Source organism: Hydrogenophaga sp. ZJX-1 (assembly GCF_048590325.1).
Classification (GTDB): Bacteria; Pseudomonadota; Gammaproteobacteria; order Burkholderiales; family Burkholderiaceae_C; genus Hydrogenophaga.
Genome location: NZ_JBMBRA010000001.1, coordinates 851,416 through 869,451, shown reverse-complemented (window position 1 = coordinate 869,451; position 18,036 = coordinate 851,416). Strand labels below are relative to the sequence as shown.

Here is an 18,036-nt window from a genome sequence, read left to right as displayed (position 1 = left end):
TCGATGAGCGATCCCCATTTTTCCCTCTGCGTGTACTGCGGATCCCGCCCCGGCAGCCGACCCGAATTCACCGAAGCAGCGCGGGCAGTGGGCGAGTGGATCGGCCGCCATGGTGGACAACTGGTCTATGGCGGGGGCTGCAACGGGCTGATGGGCACCGTCGCGCAGGCCACGCTGGATGCGGGCGGGCGTGTCGTCGGCGTCATCCCGAAGGCGCTGGTTGACAAGGAGTGGGCGAACCACGCCTGCACCGAACTGCATGTGGTGGAGACCATGCACGAGCGCAAGCGCCTGATGGCCGAACACGCCGACGCCTTTCTGGCCCTGCCCGGCGGCATCGGAACGTTCGAGGAATTTTTCGAGGTCTGGACCTGGCGCCAGCTCGGCTACCACGACAAGCCTGTGGGACTGCTCAATGTGGCTGGCTACTACGACGGCCTGATGCAGTTCCTGCACAGCACCGTAGAGCAGCAGTTCATGGGCACCTGGCAGATGAACCTGATCCGCATGGACTCAGACCTGCAGCGCCTGCTGCCGGGTCTGGTTCAGGACGCCGGTCTGGCGCCAGCCGCGCAGCTCGAAGCGATCTGAAACCGTCGTCGCGCAAGGGGCGCACCGTCAGACCGCGGTTTCGTCCTCTTCGCCGGTGCGGATGCGCACAACACGCTCCACCGTCGTCACGAAAATCTTGCCATCCCCGATCTTGCCGGTGCGGGCGGCGCGCACGATGGCGTCCACACAGCGCTCCACGTCATCCGTCTTGACCACCACTTCCAGCTTCACCTTGGGCAGGAAATCCACCACGTATTCGGCACCGCGATAGAGCTCGGTGTGGCCTTTCTGCCGGCCAAACCCCTTCACCTCGGTCACGGTCAGGCCCGTCACGCCCTGCTCGGCCAGGGCCTCGCGCACTTCTTCGAGCTTGAACGGTTTGATGACGGCGGTGATCTGCTTCATGGGGGTCTCCAATGCGGGTCGGGTATCGATGGCTTTTGATTATGCCCAAGGCCTGCTCGCCCACAGGGCAGGAAGGACAAACCCGCGCATCAAGCGCGGTACTTGCTGGTGATCGGGTATCGCCAGTCCTTGCCAAAGCTGCGGTGGGTCACGCGGATGCCCACCGGCGCCTGACGGCGCTTGTACTCGTTGATGCGGATCAGCCGCACCACCTTGTCGACATCGGCCCGGTCAAAGCCATCGGCCACGATGCTGGCCGGGCTCTGGTCGTTCTCCATGTAGCGCTCGATGATGGTGTCGAGCACATCGTATTCGGGCAGGCTGTCCTGGTCCTTCTGGTCGGCCCGCAGTTCGGCGCTGGGCGGGCGGGTGATGATGCGTTCGGGAATCGGGTTCGCCCCGGTGCCATACGGATCGTGCTCGTTGCGCCAGCGCGCCAGGCGAAACACCATGGTCTTGGCCACGTCCTTGATCACCGCAAAGCCACCCGCCATGTCGCCATAGAGCGTGCAGTAGCCGGTCGCCATCTCACTCTTGTTCCCGGTGGTCAGCACGATGCTGCCGAACTTGTTGGACATGGCCATGAGCAGCGTGCCGCGGATGCGCGCCTGCAGGTTTTCTTCGGTCGTGTCCTCGGTGCGACCCTCGAACAGCGGGGCGAGCGAGGCCTTGAAAGCTTCGAACTCGGGCGCGATGGCGATTTCGTCATGGCGCACACCCAGGCGTTCGGCCATGTCGCGCGCGTCGATCCAGGAAATGTCGGCGGTGTACGGCGAGGGCATCATGACGGAGCGCACGCGGTCCTTGCCCAACGCGTCCACCGCAATGGCCAGCACCAGCGCCGAATCGATGCCCCCCGAGAGACCCAGGATGGCACCGGGAAAACCGTTCTTTCCCAGGTAGTCGCGCACGCCGAGCACCAGCGCGTGCCAGAGATCGGCCTCCAGGCTGTGCGCCCGGTCGGTGATGGCCTCGATGCGCCAGCCAGCCGGTTCGCGGTTGAAGTCGATGTCGAACAAGGCCTCTTCGAAACTGATGGCACGACCCGCCAGGCTGCCATCAGCCGCCAGCACAAAACTCCGGCCCTCGAACACGATCTCGTCCTGCCCACCCACCAGGTGCGCGTACACCAGCGGCACACCCGTGGCCTGCACGCGCTGGCGCATGGTGCCTTCGCGCTCGTTGCCTTTGCCGGTGTGGAACGGCGACGCGTTGATCACCGCCAGCAGTTCAGCGCCCGCGGCGCGGGCATCAGCGGCCGGTGCATCGAACCAGGCGTCCTCGCAGATCAGCAGCCCCACGCGCACGCGCTCGCCCTCGGCATCGGTCACATCGAACACGCCAACCCCGTTGCCGGGCACAAAATAGCGGCGTTCGTCAAACACCTGGTAGTTGGGCAGTTCGCGTTTGGCGTAGCGGTGCACCACCTGGCCGTCACACAGCACGCTGGCGGCGTTGTACAGGCCCGCCACCGAAACACTGCGCTCGCGACGCTCCTCGCCCGCGAGGCTCGGCACGCGCACCGGATGCCCCACCACGATGTGCAGGCCTTTGAGCGCTGCGGTCTCCCCGGCCACGGTTTTCAGGGCATCATCGCAGGCGTCGATGAACGCGGGCCGCAGAAAAAGGTCTTCGGCCGCGTAGCCACACAGGGCCAGTTCGGGCGTGAGCAGCAGGCCGATGCCGCGGGCATGGGCATCGCGAGCGGCATCGATGATCTTTCGGGCATTTCCCGCCATGTCACCCACCACAAAATTCAACTGGGCCACACAGATTTTGAGCGTCATGGAATCGGAAAAACTTGCGGGAAACGGGGTATTGGACAGAAGCCCCCGGCGCCGGGCGGTGAGGACTTCACGGCCCTGCAGACAAGGCTCTGCAGGTCGCTGACATGGCGAAATTTGATTATGTCACCCGGGTCCTGAACTCGCCGCTGGACGTAACGGCGTCTGAGTGGGACGCCCTGCTGGCCCTGGAGCCAGACCCCAGTCCGTTCATGCGCCACGACTACCTCGCTGCGCTGCAGGCCAGCGGCTGCGCCACCGCTGCGACAGGCTGGCAGGCCCGGTTCGTCACGCTGTGGGTGGGCGACACACTGCACGCCGCCTGCCCGATGTACCTGAAGCAGCATTCCTATGGCGAGTACGTGTTCGACTGGGCCTGGGCCAACGCCTACGAGCAGCACGGTCTGTCCTACTACCCCAAGGCGCTGGTGGCGGTGCCGTTCACGCCGGTGCCCGGCGCCCGGTTGCTGGCGCGCGATCCCGCTGCGCGCGCAGCGCTGGTGCAAGCGCTGCTGCAACACGCGCGCGATGAAGACCTGTCCTCACTGCACCTGCTGTTCGCACAGCCACAGGACGTCGCGGCCTGTGAACAGGCAGGGATGATGTTGCGCCACACAGTGCAGTTTCATTGGCAGAACAGGGGTGTTTCCGACTTCGACCACTTCCTGGCCAGCCTGCAGCAGGAGAAGCGCAAGAAGATCCGGCAGGAGCGGCGCAAGGTGGCCGAGGCCGGTGTGAGCTTCCGCTGGTCTCGCGGTGCCGATATTGGTCCAGAAGACTGGGAATTCTTCTACCGCTGCTACGAACGCACCTACCTCGAACACGGCAACGCGCCCTACCTGAACCGCGATTTTTTCCACCGCCTGGCCCGCACAGCGCCCGAAAACTGGCTGCTGTTCGTGGCCGAACGCGAGGGCCAGCCCATGGCCTCCAGCCTGATCGGCATCGATGCCGAACACGGCGTCGCCTATGGCCGTTACTGGGGTGCCCTGGAGCGGGTGGATTGCCTGCACTTCGAGGCCTGCTATTACCAGCCCCTGGCCTGGTGCATTGAACACGGTTTCCAGCGCTTCGAGGGCGGCGCCCAGGGCGAACACAAGATGGCGCGCGCCCTGCTGCCGGTTCGCACCACCAGTGCGCACTGGCTGGCGCACCCCGCCTTCGCCGATGCGGTGGAGCGTTTTCTGCAGCGCGAGGGTGATGGCATCGCGCAGTACCTCGATCACCTGTCCCAGCGCAGCCCCCTCAAGGTAACAGCCGCATCACCGGACGCACCCGTACCCCACAATAGAGAATGAATGCGCAGGAAAGAGCGAAAGCCAGGCCGTGCTTCACGCAGAAGCGCCCCTTGCACTCCGTCTTTTGCAGCATTAAGTTACACAATAGCTACACTCACTCCGCATGGACGAAGCCGACGCCTTTTTCACCCAGACCATTGTGGGCGCGCCCTTCACGGTCTTGCTCGGCCGTCGCATTCAGCCGGGCTCTGCTGAGAGCCAAGGCCTTGAAATCAACCCGATCACCGGCGAAAGCCGCCTGACCCGCGTCTGGCAGGAGTGGGTCGTGCTCAGTCATGCCTGCGATCCGGTGGGTCAATCCCGTTTGCGGCCCGGCCGGTTGCGGCGCCTGCTGGAACGCCACGCCTTGTGGATCGGCGTCCTGGGCCTGCTGTCGTTGGCGGGTTCCCTCGTTGTCTGGGGGATCACTCAATGGAGCTGAAGACCCCGCAAGACACCCTCACGCTGGACCCGATCGCAATGAACGTGGTCAGTCGCGTGGCGGCGGGCAGCCGGCTCAGCGGCGAGCTCCAGTTCGAAGGCGGCCTGCTGGTGCAAGGCGAGATCTCGGGTCATATACGGATCAATGGCCGGCTGATCGTCTGGACCGGTGGCGTGGTGCGTGGGCGCGTGAAGGTGCACGGTGATCTCTACCTGTTTGGGCAACTGGGTGACACCGGTGCCAGCCCGCAAGACACCAGCCTGGAGTGCACCGGCATGGCCTATGTGTCCAAGACCGCCGTGTCCACGGGCACGCTGCTGGCCAGACGCCTGCAGCTCTACGAGGGTGCTGACTTGCAGGGGCCGTTCAAGACGCTCAAACTCGGCGACAACCTGCCGGTGCTGCACGATGTGCACACCGGCCCCCGTTGAACCGCCCGAGTCCGCCACCATGCCGCCCCTGAAAGCCCATCGTTATCAGAACCCCGACCGCCATCTGGAACAAGACATGGAAAACAACGACATGAACGACAACCACCAGACACCCGATGCCAGCCAGGGTTACGACGAGCCCGCCAACGGCCCGGTGGACAGTGGCCAGACCCTGGAAGTGGCCGTCGGCAACGCCATGCCGCCGAGCCAGCCCAGCCACCTGCCCTTGCTGCAGCCCACGCCCCTGTCGGGTGTGGCAGGCGAAGCCCTTGAAACGAACACGGCGCGCAGCATGGTGGCCGAGGGCATGCACTTTGTGGGCAACGCCCTGCTGCGCGGCCCCTGCAGCGTGGCCGGTCTGGTGGAAGGCAACCTGACGCAGGCCCCCGATGCCTCGGTGGCGGTCGTCGTGACCGAAACCGGGCGCGTCAAAGGCGACATCACCGCACAAAAAATCTCGGTCATGGGCCACACCGATGGCATCCTGGACTCCGGTCAGGGTGAAGTGGCCCTGCACGACACCGCCAGCGTGCACGGTCTGGTGCGCTATGGGCGGATCCAGGTCAACGGCGCCGACCTCAATGCCACGCTGGAGCGTGTGGCGATCCAGAAGCCGGGGGCCTGACGGTTTTCCATGCTGTGGCGCCAAACTCCACAAACCCTCCTGATTCCGCAAACAGCGCCCGTGCCGGACGCCGAAGCCTTGCGCCGCGCGGTGCTGCAGGCGAGCTGGCGGCGCGATCGCAGGGTCGCGCGTCGGCGCGTGTGGTTGCGCTGGCTGCTCTGGTTGACCGGGCGTTACCTGTTGCCGGCCCTGCTGGTCTTCGGCTTGGGCGCCTGGCTCTGGCTGGGGGTACTGCCGGGCATGGGCAACCCTTTGGACCAACTGACCAGCATCCAGAAACCCACCGCCAGCCTCGCACCGGCCGCCACGCCAACGCACAAGGCTGTGCCCGAACCTGCCATGTTGCCGCCGCCTTCATCGGCCGAGCCAGAAGAGTTGGTCAGCTACAGCCCGGAGGGCGAAGAACTGCCCGTGCCACTGACCCTTCGGTTCGAATCGCGCTGGGCGACAACGGTCACCGGCAACCACACCACCACCGTGTCCGCTGCACCCGACAAATTCACCCCGATCCAACCGCATCTGAAACCCGAAAACTGGTTGCACAGCAAGGAGCCCTGACCCCATGAACAACAATCCCGCTTCCACCCGCCTCGTCCCGGCCGAACGCCTCTCCGCCATCACCAGCCTGATCGCCGAAGGTGCCGTGTTCGACGGCAACTTCCACACCACGCGCGACCAGGGCATCAAGGTCGACGGCCAGCTCAAGGGCAACATCACCTTCGAGACCGGCGGCACGCTGCATGTGGGCGCCACGGGTGTGATCGAAAACACCCGCCTGGAAGCGGACTACGTGTTCATCGAAGGCAAGGTGATCGGCACCGTGATCGCACGCAAGGCGCTGGAGATCACCGGTTCGGCCACGCTGATCGGCGACGCCAGCTACGACGAAATGATCGACATGCACCCGCGTGCCCGCGTGCGCGGCAAGATCGAATACCGCGGCGACATTGACGCGACGCAGTCCTGATCCCGCCTCCAGAATCACAAAAAAAAGCCTGCCAGATCGCTCTGGCAGGCTTTTTTTTCAGAGTGACGCCCCGCGCACGGCGGGGTCTTCAACAGGGATCAGGCCGCTTTGGCGTTGTAGGCCGCGATGCCGTCCAGGATTTCCTTGTGGGCGGATGCCTTGTCTTCCCAGCCCTGCACCTTGACCCACTTGCCCGGCTCCAGGTCTTTGTAGTGCTCGAAGAAATGCTCGATGGCCTTCAGGCGCATCGGGTTCAGGTCCTCCGGCTTTTGCCAGCGGCTGTAAAGCGACAGGATCTTGTCGGTCGGCACGGCCAGCACCTTGCCGTCTTCGCCGGCTTCGTCGGTCATCTTCAGGATGCCGATGGCGCGGCATGGCACCACCACACCGGGGATCAGCGGCACGGGCGTGATCACCAGCACGTCCACCGGGTCCCCGTCGCCCGACAGGGTCTTGGGCACATAACCGTAGTTGGTCGGGTAGTGCATCGCGGTGCTCATGAAACGGTCCACGAAGATCGCGCCGGTTTCCTTGTCCACTTCGTACTTGATCGGGTCGGCGTTCATCGGGATTTCGATGATCACATTGAACGACTCGGGAACATTCTTGCCAGGGGTGACGTTGTCGAGAGACATGGGAATTTTCTGAGAGTTGATGAATTGGAAGCGGCCACGTGTGCACAGGCATGGCGCACGGAACCCGAACAGATGGGCGCAAACGGTGCGCGCATGGGCAGGATTTACCCTGATTTTACTGATCCCAGCCTTACTTCCTGATCCATATCATTTCCCAAACGAAGCAATTCCCGCTAAATTCCAGCCGTTGGCCAATCGCCCTGCCGTGCTGCACCACCTGTAGCACAAGGACACGAGGAAGCAACGCAGCGGGGGCCACCCTCAAAGCGTTGCCCCCTCCAAGTCAAAACGAATGAGCAGGAGTAATCTATGGTTGGACAATCCGCGCTGATCTTTGCGCTGGTGTGTGGGCTCGTGGCCGTGGCATACGGTTTCTGGTCCCGAAGCTGGATTCTTTCTCAGGACGCGGGCAACGCCCGCATGCAGGAAATCGCCGGGGCCATCCAGACTGGTGCCGCCGCCTACCTCGCCCGACAGTACAAGACCATCGCCATCGTGGGCGTGGTGCTGGCGATTCTCATCGGTGTCTTCCTCGACAGCACGACCGCCATCGGCTTCGTGCTCGGCGCAGTGCTTTCGGGTGCCTGCGGCTTCATCGGCATGAACGTCTCGGTGAAAGCCAACGTGCGCACGGCGCAGGCCGCCACCCGGGGCATCGGCCCGGCGCTGGACGTGGCCTTCCGTGGCGGCGCCATCACCGGCATGCTGGTGGTCGGCCTGGGCTTGCTGGGCGTGGCCGGCTTCTTCTGGTTCCTGGTCGGCAACGGCAACCTGACGCCCGACAAGAACCTGGCCAACCTGCTGAACCCGCTGATCGGCTTCGCCTTCGGTTCCTCGCTCATTTCCATCTTCGCCCGTCTGGGCGGCGGCATCTTCACCAAGGGCGCCGACGTCGGCGCCGACCTGGTGGGCAAGGTCGAAGCCGGCATCCCCGAAGACGACCCGCGCAACCCGGCGGTGATCGCCGACAACGTGGGCGACAACGTCGGCGACTGCGCCGGCATGGCGGCCGACCTGTTCGAGACCTATGCGGTGACACTGATCGCCACCATGGTGCTGGGCGCCCTGATGGTGACGGTGGCCCCGATGCAGGCCGTGCTCTACCCCTTGGTGCTCGGTGGCGTGTCGATCATCGCGTCCATCATCGGCTGCTTCTTCGTGAAGGCCAGTCCGGACATGAAAAACGTCATGCCCGCGCTGTACAAGGGCCTGGCGATTGCCGGTGTGCTCTCGCTGATTGCCTTCTACTTCGTGACCGCCTGGATCATGCCTGACGACGCCATCAGCGCCAGCGGCAGCCAGCTGCGCCTGTGGGGCGCCTGCGCCGTGGGCCTGATCCTGACGGCGGCCCTGGTCTGGATCACCGAGTTCTACACCGGCACCCAGTATTCACCGGTCAAACACATCGCCCAGGCCTCCACCACCGGCCACGGCACCAACATCATCGCGGGTCTGGGGGTGTCCATGCGCTCCACCGCCTGGCCGGTGCTTTGCGTCTGTATCGCCATCATCGCGGCCTACACGCTGGCCGGTCTGTACGGCATCGCCATCGCCGCGACCTCCATGCTGAGCATGGCCGGCATCGTGGTCGCACTCGATGCCTACGGCCCCATCACCGACAACGCCGGTGGCATCGCCGAGATGGCCGAGCTGCCCAGCAGCGTGCGCGATGTGACCGACCCGCTGGACGCGGTGGGCAACACCACCAAGGCCGTGACCAAGGGCTACGCGATCGGCTCGGCCGGTCTGGCCGCGCTGGTGCTGTTTGCCGACTACACCCACAAACTGGAAACCTACGGGCACCAGATCAGCTTCGACCTGAGCAACCCGATGGTGATCGTCGGCCTGTTCATCGGCGGCATGATCCCCTACCTCTTCGGTGCCATGGCCATGGAAGCCGTGGGTCGCGCCGCGGGCGCCGTGGTGGTCGAGGTGCGTCGCCAGTTCAAGGAGATCCCCGGCATCATGGAAGGCACGGCCAAGCCCGAATACGGCCGCGCGGTCGACATGTTGACCACCGCGGCCATCAAGGAAATGGTGATTCCCTCGCTGCTGCCGGTGGTGGCGCCCATCCTGGTGGGCGTGTTCCTCGGACCCCAAGCACTGGGCGGTCTGCTCATGGGCACCATCGTCACCGGCCTGTTCGTGGCCATCTCCATGTGCACCGGCGGTGGTGCCTGGGACAACGCCAAGAAATACATCGAAGACGGCCACCACGGTGGCAAGGGCAGCGAAGCCCACAAGGCGGCCGTGACCGGCGACACCGTGGGCGACCCCTACAAGGACACCGCTGGCCCGGCCGTGAACCCGCTGATCAAGATCATCAACATCGTGGCCCTGCTGATCGTGCCGCTGCTGCCGATGGCCGCCTGACCCGCGGGCAGGATCACCAACCTCAAGGCCCGCTTCGGCGGGCCTTGTTGTTTTCGGGACTTTGCCTGCCCCAACGACAGCTAGGTTGCGTCGGCCCGGGTGAGCAGGCGCACCACCGCGCTGGCACTGGGTGTCAGTTCCTGAAGCCGATCGACCTCCCCGCGCTCGATGGCCAGCATCACCAGTTCATGGATGCCCCCCACTGCGGCGAGGGCCATGGTGGGTGTCAGCACCGGGCTCATGGACACCCCGCCAGAACAGGACCCACCGTTGACCGTCTCCAGCACAAAGTCGGCAAACTGCGCCATCACTTCGCGGCGCACCCGGAGTCCTTCGGGTCCCAGGTGATGGATTTCAACAAACAGCGTCCCGACCAGCCCCGGCCCCGCCGCCAGGTGCGCGAAATAGGCGTCCAGCGCATGCTCCACCTGGGTTTGCCAGGGGCGATCGGGCTGGACCGCTTCGCGCAGCGTGCGCAGCGCCGATGCGCTGGTCAGCCGGTACAGCGTCAGAAAGCAGGCTTCCTTGCAGTCGAAATGTTCATAGAACGTGCGCTTGGAAACCCCCGCTTCGCGCACGATGTCGGCAATGGTGGCCGCGGCAACGCCTTTGCTGGCCGACACACCCGCCATCGCTTGCAGCAAGCGCGACTGGTGTTCGTGATGCTCGCGGGTGGTGTCGCCTGTAGCCATGGATGGGGCATTCATGCGCGGCATCTTAGGCCAGCCGCTTGTCCGCCGGCTGACAACGCCCGGCCTTGTTCACCGCGGAACCCCGCTTGACAGTGCTCCCTCAGGCAGGCAGCATGACCCCCTTGGTACCCAAAAGTACCGCCACCCGAAAACCGCCCATGACCGAACTGATTGTCCGCCGCCTGCTGATCGATCTGGAGCAGCCGGTCGCCCGCCACTGGTGCGCCGGCGATGCGTTCCTGACCGCCTGGTTCAACGCCCTGTCCATGAGCTTCCCGGTGGGCGAACAGTTCTTCATCGACTCGGTGCGCAACGGTCTGCAGGCGCTGGCGCCGGAGCAGCGCAACCGCCACCAAGGCGAGGTCCAGGGATTCATCGGCCAGGAAGCGACCCACCGCCGCATTCACGCGCTCTTCAATGCGCAGATCGAACGCCACGGTCTGGTCAACGACTGGGAACCGCGCGCCCGCGAGCGCCTGCGGCTGGTCGAAGGCACCGACCCGCGCCACGGCCTTGCCATCACCGCGGCCAATGAACACTTCACCGCCCTGTTTGCCGAATGGATGCTGTCGCACCACCACCTGCTGGACGGCTGCGAGCCCCGTCTCAAGGCTTTGTGGCTCTGGCACAGCGCCGAAGAGGCCGAACACAAATGCACCGCGTTCGACCTTTACCAGGCCCTGGGTGGCAGCCACGCCTGGCGGGTGAAATGGATGCGGCGCATCACCCTGATCTTCCTGACCGACACGCTGCGCCAGACCGCCAACAACCTGCGGCGCGACGGCACGCTCTGGCGCTGGAGCACCTGGCACAGGGCGGCACGTCACATGCTCGGCCGCGAGGGTCTGCTGCGCCAGAGCTTCAAACCCTGGCGGGCGTATTTCCGGCGCGATTTCCACCCCAGTCAACAAAGCAGCGATCTCTCACAGAACTGGCTGCGCGACAACAGCCGCCTGTACACCCGGGTCGGCGCCGCCTGAGTGCCCCACCCCCTGGGGTTTAACCCCGATTCGCCAGGGTCTGTGTGCCAGCTCCCGCGCAGCGTCCACCATAATCGGAGCATGTCCGAACGCGTCATTCCCCTGGTCGATCACCGCATGTCCACACTGTCTGCGGCGATCCCGTCAAAGGCCATTCCCGCCACGGGTCTGCTGGGCGATGCCCTGGGCCGGCCGCTGCGCGACCTGCGCATCAGCGTCACCGACCGCTGCAACTTCCGTTGCAGCTACTGCATGCCCAAAGAGGTCTTCGACAAGGACTACCCCTACCTGCCGCACAGCGCGCTGCTGAGTTTTGAAGAGATCACGCGCGTGGCGCGCCAGTTCGTGGCCCATGGCGTGCAGAAGATCCGCCTCACCGGCGGCGAGCCCCTGCTGCGCAAGAACCTCGAAATCCTCATCGCTCAGCTCGCGGCGCTGCGCACGGTTGAAGGCCGGCCGCTGGACATCACGCTCACCACCAACGGGTCGCTGCTGGAACGCAAGGCGCAGGCCCTCAAAGATGCCGGGCTGCAGCGCGTCACGGTCAGCCTGGACGGCCTGGACGACACCGTCTTCCGCGCCATGAACGACGTCGATTTCCCGGTGGCCGACGTGCTGCGTGGCATCGAAGCCGCGCAGGCCGCGGGCCTGGGCCCGATCAAGGTCAACATGGTGGTCAAGCGCGGCACCAACGAGCATCAGATCCTGCCCATGGCGCGCCATTTCAAAGGCACCGGCATCGTGCTGCGCTTCATCGAATTCATGGACGTCGGCGCCACCAACGGCTGGCGCATGGACGAAGTGATGCCGAGCGCCGAGGTGGTGCAGATGATCCACCGCGAGCTGCCGCTGGTGCAGCTGGAACCGTCGGCGCCGGGTGAGACCGCCGAGCGCTGGGGCTATGCCGATGCGAACGGCCAGCACGATGTACGGGCGGGCGAGATCGGCGTGATCAGCAGCGTCACGCAGGCCTTTTGCAGCGACTGCAACCGCGCCCGCCTGTCCACCGAAGGCAAGCTGTACCTGTGCCTGTTCGCCAACCAGGGCCACGACCTCAAACCGCTGGTGCGGGGTGGTGCGTCTGACGAACAACTCGCCAGCGCAATCGCGGCCATCTGGCAGGGTCGCAGCGACCGGTACTCCGAACTGCGCGCCAGCCTGCCACCCGACGAGTCGGGTGGTGGCCGGCGGGTAGAGATGAGCTATATCGGAGGCTGAACAGGAACACCCCTGCGCCGCCTCGCGTCACCCCCTCAAGGGGGAGGCACTGGCCGTCCGGCAAAGCCGACCCGGCGGTGCCCCCGGTTAAAAACACCCCAATCGCTGCACCTCAGAAAACCTGACCGCGTTCCGCCATGAATCCCATACAACCTGGACAAATCACCGCCCTCGTGCTCGCCGGAGGCCGCGGCTCCCGCATGGGCGGGGTGGACAAGGGCCTGCAGAACTTCAACGGCACGCCGCTGGCGCTGCACACCGTGTTGCGGCTGCAGATGCAGGCCGGTGGCCTGATTGGCGACCTGATGATCAACGCCAACCGCAACCTCTCGGCCTACGAGGCCTTTGGTGCGCCGGTCTGGCCCGACACGCTGTCCGACTACGCCGGACCGCTGGCGGGTTTCATGACCGGGCTGGAGCGCTGTGAAACGCCTTACCTGCTGACGGCCCCCTGCGACACACCGCTGTTCCCGCTCGACCTCGCACAGCGGCTGGCGCAGGCCTTTGAAGACGACTCCACCGAGATCGCCATGGCCGCGGCGCGCGAAGCCGACGGCCAGGTCCGCACCCAGCCGGTCTTTTGCCTGATGCGGGTGAACCTGCTGGAGAGCCTCGTCGCCTTCACCCAGGCGGGCGGTCGCAAGATCGACCGATGGACCGACCAGCACCGCACCGTGGTGGTGACCTTTGACCAGCCGGACGACGATCCACGCGCCTTCTGCAACGCCAACACCCTCGCCGAACTGCACGCGCTGGAAATCGGCTGAAACCCGACCCGATGAAAACGATAGAACAGATCGCAGCCGAGCTGCAGGGCTACGACCCGCAGGCCCTGAGCGCAGAACGCGTCAACCAGTTCCTGGCCCACCTGGTCGAACCCGTCACAGCCACCGAAACGGTGGGCGTGTTCGAGGCGCTCGACCGCGTGCTCGCGCAGGACGTGGTCTCGCCCATCAGCGTGCCGCCGCACGACAACTCGGCCATGGACGGTTTTGCGTTTCACAGCTCACAGCTCCAGCCGGGGCAGCCGCTGTCGCTGCGCGTGGTCGGCACCGCCTTCGCCGGCAAAGCCTGGCAGGGCACGGTGGCGGCAGGTGAGTGCCTGAAGATCATGACCGGCGCGATCATGCCGCCCGAGCTGGACACCGTGGTGCCACTGGAGTTTGTGAAGGCGCAGGATGACCGCGTGGAAATCCCCTCCGGTGTGGTGAGCGCCGGTGACAACCGCCGCCTGCTCGGCGAAGACCTCATGGCGGGGCAGCCCGCGCTGCGCAGCGGCCAGACGCTCGGCCCCGCTGCGCTCGGCCTGATCGCCAGCCTCGGCCTGCCTAGGGTTGCGGTGTATCGACGGGTCAAGGTGGCCTACTTCTCCACCGGCGACGAAATCCTCAGCCTGGGCGAACCGCTGCGCGAAGGCGCGGTGTACGACAGCAACCGCTACACCGTCTTCGGCCTGCTCACGCGCATGGGCGTCGAGGTGATCGACATGGGCGTCATCAAGGACGAACCCGCCGCCCTCGAGGCCGCCTTCCGCCAGGCCGCGCTGGAGGCCGACGCCATCATCACCAGTGGCGGCGTGAGCATGGGCGAGGCCGACCACACCAAGGCCATGATGAAGCAGCTCGGTGACGTGGCGTTCTGGCGCATCGCCATGCGGCCCGGTCGGCCCATGGCCGTGGGCAGGATCACAGAAAACAGCAAGTCAGCCGTCCTCTTCGGCCTGCCGGGCAACCCGGTGGCCGTGATGGTCACGTTCCTGGCCTTCGTGCGCCCCGCCCTGCAGCGCCTGATGGGCTGCCAGGCCTGCGAGCCGGTGCTGCTCAAGGCGCACAGCGCCGAGGCCCTGCGCAAGAAACCGGGCCGAACCGAATACCAGCGCGGCATCGTCAGCCGCGGTGCCGACGGCTCGCTGCAGGTGCGCACCACCGGCAACCAGGGCTCGGGCGTGCTGCGCTCCATGGCGGAGGCCAACGGCCTGATCGTGCTGCACCACGGCCAGGGCAACGTGGCCGTGGGCGACGAGGTGGACGTGATGATGTTCGACGGCGTGATCTGAGCGCTTGATGCCACCTGCCCGGCCACTGGGCGCAGGGTAGGCGCCCTGTTTATCGTGCGTCCTGCTCTCGCGCAACCGCTGCGGACTGCTGGGCCAGAAACTCGTCGGCCCAGCGCTGGGCGCGGGGCAGGCAACTCGCCAGCGAGGCCTGCAGCTCGGGCACCTGAAAGTACTCAGGATCATGCAGGTAAGGGTGGCGCATGCACGCGACATCCCGCGCTTCATGACTCAGATCCACCCGTTGCCCGTCGATGAAGTTGTACTGGTGCTCATAGTGCCCCCGGATGGCACCGCCAAACACACGCTGCATGAAGAGGGACCCGTACTTGCAGGCGCCCGAGAGGTCCTGCGGGACTTTGTCCGGCTGGCCGATGGCTTCTTCACACCACTTAGCGAACACGAAGACTTTGGCCGCCCGGAAGTTCTCGTCGGTGTAGGGCAGGCGCCCGGCCTGCGGCAAGGTACAGTCCAGGCCCATCGGTGGCTCCGGATCGGCCATCACTTCGCCACCAGGATGTCTTCGGACCCGGGTTCTCCGTGGCCCGGCACATCTTTCGGCAGCACCCGGGAACCATGCCTGGTACGCGCCAGCAACGTGTACATGGTGGGCACCACAAACAGCGTGAGCAGCGTGCCCAGGCTCATGCCGCCCACGATCACCCAGCCGATCTGCTGGCGGCTCTCGGCACCGGCCCCGGTGGCCAGCGCCAGTGGCATGGCGCCGAGCACCATGGCACCGGTGGTCATCATGATCGGGCGCAGGCGCAATGCGGCAGACTCCTTCACCGCTTCGAGCTTGTCTTTGCCCTTCTCGCGCAGCTGGTTGGCGAACTCCACGATCAGGATGCCGTGTTTGGTGATCAGGCCCACCAGCGTGATGAGCCCGATCTGACTGAACACGTTGAGCGTGCCGCCGCTGAGCTTGAGCGCCAGCAGCGCACCCAGCATGGACAGCGGCACGCTGAGCATGATGATGAGTGGATCGACAAAGCTCTCGAACTGCGCCGCCAGCACCAGGTAGATGAACAGCAGCGAAAGCGCGAACACGATGGCCAGCGAGCCCGATGAGCTGCGGAATTCGCGGCTCTGCCCGTTGAGATCGGTGGTGTAGCCGGGTGGCAGCACCTCGGCCGCGATCCCGTTCATGATCTGGAGCGCCTCGCCCAGCGCCAGTTCGGGCGCGAGGTTGGCCGTGATGGAGGCACTGCGGCGCTGGCCGAAGTGGTTGAGCTCGCGCGGCACCACGACCTCGCGCAACTGCACCAGCGAAGCCAGCGGGATCATGGCGTCGCCGCGACCGCGCACGAAGAGCTTGTCGATGTCATCGGGCGCGCTGCGCTGGGCACTGTCGGTCTGCACCACCACGTCGTACTGTTCACCGCCCTGCTTGTAGCGTGTGACCACGCGCCCGCCCAGCAAGGTTTCCACCGTGCGCGCGATGACTTCGACGCTCACGCCCATGTCGGCGGCGCGCTCGCGGTCCACGTCCATGCGGATCTCGGGCTTGTTCAGGCGCAGGTCGGTGTCCACCTGCACGAAGCCCGGGTGTTTGGCCATCTCGTCCTGGAAGCGGCGCACGGTTTGTGAGAGGTTCTGGTAGCTGTCGCTGGTGACGATGACGTAGTTGATCGGCCGCTCGCGAAAGCCCTGGCCCAGCGAGGGCGGCGTGATAGGGAAGCCGCTGATGCCGGGCAACGCGCCGATGCGCGGTGCGATTTCGCGCGCGATCTCCTGCGTGCTGCGTTCGCGTTCTTCCCAGGGCTTGGCACGCAGGAACACCGAACCCTGCGCCACCGTGGGGTTGCCGATGTTGCTGAAGATGCGGTCGAACTCGGGGTAGTCCGCACCGATGCGCTCCACCGCCTCGGCGTAACGCCGGGTATAGGCCAGCGTGGCACCGTCAGGGCCGTTGACGTTGACCAGGATCACACCACGGTCTTCCAGCGGCGCGAGTTCCTGCTTGGTAGTCTGCAGCAGCCACCAGCTGCCCGCAGCACTCGCCAGCATCACGCCCACCACCAGCCAGCGCACGCGCAGCGCCCCGGCCAGCAGGCGGCTGTAGCCCCGGGTGATGGCGACGAGCACGCGCTCCATGCCGCGGTCGAACCCGCCCGGGTTGGGGTTGTGGCGCAACAGCTTGCTGCTCATCATGGGCGAGAGCGTGAGCGCCACGAAGCCCGACACCACCACCGCACCTGCCAGCGCGAGCGCGAACTCGGCGAACAGGCGCCCGGTGCGCCCGGGCGTGAAGGCCAGCGGCGCGTACACGGCGGCGAGCGTGAGCGTCATGGCCACCACAGCGAAGCCGATCTCGCGCGCCCCTTTGATGGCCGCTTCAAACGGCTTCATGCCTTCCTCAATGTGCCGGTAGATGTTCTCCAGCACCACGATGGAATCGTCCACCACCAGGCCGATGGCCAGCACCAGCGCCAGCAGCGTGAGCGTGTTGATGGAAAAGCCGAACAGCGCCATGAGCGCGAAGGTGCCGATCAGGCTGACCGGAATCGTCACCAGCGGGATGATGGACGCGCGGAAGGTGCGCAGGAAGACGAAGATGACCAGCGCGACCAGCACCACGGCCTCGGCGATGGTGGTGTAGACGGCCTTGATCGAACGGTCGATGAAGACCGAGTTGTCGTTGGCGATCTCGACGTTGATGCCCGGCGGCAGGTCGGTCTTGACCTTCTCCAGCAACTGGCGCACACCGGCCGCGAGCTCCAGCGGGTTGGCCGTGGCCTGGCGGATCACGCCCAGCGACACCGAGTCGCGCCCGTTCAGCCGCACCGAGCTGCGTTCGTCCTGCGGGCCCTGCACCACACGCGCCACATCGCCCAGCCGGATCGACTGGCCGTTGACCGTGCGCAGCGTCACCGCGCGGAACTGCTCGGGCGTCTGCAGGTCGGTGGCGGCCGTGACGTTGAACTCGCGCTGGCTGCTCTCGATGCGCCCGGCGGGCACTTCGAGGTTGGAGCGGCGCAGCGCGTCTTCCACGTCCTGCACCGTCAGGTTGTAGGCGGCCAGGCGGTCGGGGTCGATCCAGATGCGCATCGAATAGCGGCGCTCGCCGTAGATGCGCACCTCGGCCGCGCCGGTGGCCGTCTGCAGCACCGGTTTGGCGATGCGGTTGGCCAGGTCGGAGAGCTGCAGCGCGTTATGGGTGTCGGAATTGAGCGAGATCCACATCACCGGAAACGCATCGGCCTCGACCTTGGCGATCACCGGCTCGTCAATGCCCTGCGGCAGGCGCTGGCGCACCCGGCTGACCTTGTCGCGCACGTCGGCGGCGGCCGAGTCGGGGTCGCGCTCCAGCTTGAAGCGCACCGTGATCTGGCTGCGCTCCTGCCGGCTGATGGAGGTGATCACGTCCACGCCTTCGATGCCGGCGATGGAATCTTCCAGCGGTTTGCTCACCTGCGACTCCACCACCTCGCTGGAAGCGCCGGTGAAGGTGGTGCTCACGGTGACGGTGGGCTCGTCGATCTTGGGGTACTCGCGCACCGTGAGACCGCTGAAGGCCACCAGCCCGATCAGCAGGATCAACATCGACAGCACGCTGGCAAAAACGGGCCGGCGGATCGCGACTTCAGGCAGTTGCATGG

18 protein-coding genes are annotated in these 18,036 nt (G+C 65.6%); 12 read left to right on the top strand and 6 right to left on the bottom strand.

All coding sequences use genetic code 11. From position 1 onward, the window contains the following. The first annotated feature begins 3 nt into the window (after nt 1-3). Nucleotides 4-591: a TIGR00730 family Rossman fold protein gene (locus tag ACN5W5_RS04235; RefSeq protein ID WP_420047305.1), complete on the top strand. Its 588-nt coding sequence runs from the start codon at nt 4-6 to the stop codon at nt 589-591. Nucleotides 592-618: 27 nt separating this feature from the next. Here the strand turns inward: ACN5W5_RS04235 and ACN5W5_RS04230 are convergent, their stop codons facing one another. Together ACN5W5_RS04230 and ACN5W5_RS04225 are read right to left on the bottom strand one after the other, a co-directional pair. Beyond that, nucleotides 619-957, bottom strand: a complete 339-nt coding sequence (locus ACN5W5_RS04230) for a P-II family nitrogen regulator (protein ID WP_226466551.1) — start codon at nt 955-957, stop codon at nt 619-621. An 89-nt stretch (nt 958-1,046) separates the two neighbouring features. Further along, nucleotides 1,047-2,744 carry an NAD+ synthase gene (locus ACN5W5_RS04225; protein ID WP_420047304.1) on the bottom strand — a complete coding sequence of 566 codons (1,698 nt, stop codon included), beginning with the start codon at nt 2,742-2,744 and terminating at the stop codon, nt 1,047-1,049. A 104-nt stretch (nt 2,745-2,848) separates the two neighbouring features. Between ACN5W5_RS04225 and ACN5W5_RS04220 the strand changes: the two genes are divergently transcribed. From ACN5W5_RS04220 to ACN5W5_RS04195, 6 genes are all read left to right on the top strand, one after another. After that, complete coding sequence (locus tag ACN5W5_RS04220) at nt 2,849-4,039, top strand: GNAT family N-acetyltransferase (RefSeq protein ID WP_420047303.1); 1,191 nt, start codon at nt 2,849-2,851, stop codon at nt 4,037-4,039. A 103-nt stretch (nt 4,040-4,142) separates the two neighbouring features. Then, the gene (locus tag ACN5W5_RS04215) at nt 4,143-4,460 is read left to right on the top strand and encodes a hypothetical protein (protein WP_420047302.1); all 318 of its coding nucleotides are present in this window, start codon (nt 4,143-4,145) and stop codon (nt 4,458-4,460) included. Further along, a complete protein-coding gene (locus ACN5W5_RS04210) occupies nt 4,451-4,891 on the top strand; it encodes a bactofilin family protein (protein WP_420047301.1) in 441 nt (146 codons plus the stop codon). Before ACN5W5_RS04215 ends, ACN5W5_RS04210 begins: the two co-directional genes overlap by 10 nt. Before the next feature lie 76 nt (nt 4,892-4,967). Further along, on the top strand, nt 4,968-5,516 hold the full coding sequence (locus ACN5W5_RS04205; protein ID WP_420047300.1) for a bactofilin family protein: 549 nt from the start codon (nt 4,968-4,970) through the stop codon (nt 5,514-5,516). 9 nt (nt 5,517-5,525) lie between these two features. Beyond that, nucleotides 5,526-6,074, top strand: coding sequence for a hypothetical protein (locus tag ACN5W5_RS04200; protein WP_420047299.1), 549 nt, complete (start codon nt 5,526-5,528; stop codon nt 6,072-6,074). 4 nt (nt 6,075-6,078) lie between these two features. Next, entirely contained in the window at nt 6,079-6,483 is a 405-nt protein-coding gene (locus ACN5W5_RS04195) for a bactofilin family protein (RefSeq protein ID WP_420047298.1), read from the top strand. Nucleotides 6,484-6,581: 98 nt separating this feature from the next. Here ACN5W5_RS04195 and ppa read toward each other — a convergent pair whose 3' ends face one another. Continuing rightward, nucleotides 6,582-7,118, bottom strand: coding sequence for an inorganic diphosphatase (gene ppa / locus ACN5W5_RS04190; protein WP_420047297.1), 537 nt, complete (start codon nt 7,116-7,118; stop codon nt 6,582-6,584). 309 nt (nt 7,119-7,427) lie between these two features. On the opposite strand from ppa, the gene ACN5W5_RS04185 reads away from it, so the two are divergent. Continuing rightward, nucleotides 7,428-9,491, top strand: coding sequence for a sodium-translocating pyrophosphatase (locus ACN5W5_RS04185; RefSeq protein WP_420047296.1), 2,064 nt, complete (start codon nt 7,428-7,430; stop codon nt 9,489-9,491). 80 nt (nt 9,492-9,571) lie between these two features. Here the strand turns inward: ACN5W5_RS04185 and ACN5W5_RS04180 are convergent, their stop codons facing one another. After that, nucleotides 9,572-10,198, bottom strand: a complete 627-nt coding sequence (locus tag ACN5W5_RS04180) for a TetR/AcrR family transcriptional regulator (RefSeq protein WP_420047295.1) — start codon at nt 10,196-10,198, stop codon at nt 9,572-9,574. Between the two features lie 143 nt (nt 10,199-10,341). On the opposite strand from ACN5W5_RS04180, the gene ACN5W5_RS04175 reads away from it, so the two are divergent. From ACN5W5_RS04175 to glp, 4 genes are all read left to right on the top strand, one after another. Next, complete coding sequence (locus ACN5W5_RS04175) at nt 10,342-11,163, top strand: metal-dependent hydrolase (RefSeq protein WP_420047294.1); 822 nt, start codon at nt 10,342-10,344, stop codon at nt 11,161-11,163. Between the two features lie 81 nt (nt 11,164-11,244). Further along, nucleotides 11,245-12,381: a GTP 3',8-cyclase MoaA gene (gene moaA / locus ACN5W5_RS04170; RefSeq protein ID WP_420047293.1), complete on the top strand. Its 1,137-nt coding sequence runs from the start codon at nt 11,245-11,247 to the stop codon at nt 12,379-12,381. Between the two features lie 137 nt (nt 12,382-12,518). Next, nucleotides 12,519-13,148, top strand: a complete 630-nt coding sequence (mobA, locus tag ACN5W5_RS04165; protein WP_420047292.1) for a molybdenum cofactor guanylyltransferase MobA — start codon at nt 12,519-12,521, stop codon at nt 13,146-13,148. Nucleotides 13,149-13,159: 11 nt separating this feature from the next. After that, nucleotides 13,160-14,437 (top strand): gephyrin-like molybdotransferase Glp, encoded by a 1,278-nt coding sequence (gene glp, locus ACN5W5_RS04160; RefSeq protein ID WP_420047291.1) that lies wholly within the window; start codon nt 13,160-13,162, stop codon nt 14,435-14,437. A 49-nt stretch (nt 14,438-14,486) separates the two neighbouring features. On the opposite strand, the gene ACN5W5_RS04155 is transcribed toward glp, so the two are convergent. Both ACN5W5_RS04155 and ACN5W5_RS04150 read right to left on the bottom strand, forming a co-directional pair. Next, nucleotides 14,487-14,936, bottom strand: a complete 450-nt coding sequence (locus tag ACN5W5_RS04155; RefSeq protein WP_420047290.1) for a hypothetical protein — start codon at nt 14,934-14,936, stop codon at nt 14,487-14,489. After that, entirely contained in the window at nt 14,936-18,034 is a 3,099-nt protein-coding gene (locus ACN5W5_RS04150) for an efflux RND transporter permease subunit (RefSeq protein ID WP_420047289.1), read from the bottom strand. The genes ACN5W5_RS04155 and ACN5W5_RS04150 overlap by 1 nt, the downstream gene beginning before the upstream one ends. Nucleotides 18,035-18,036: the final 2 nt, after the last annotated feature.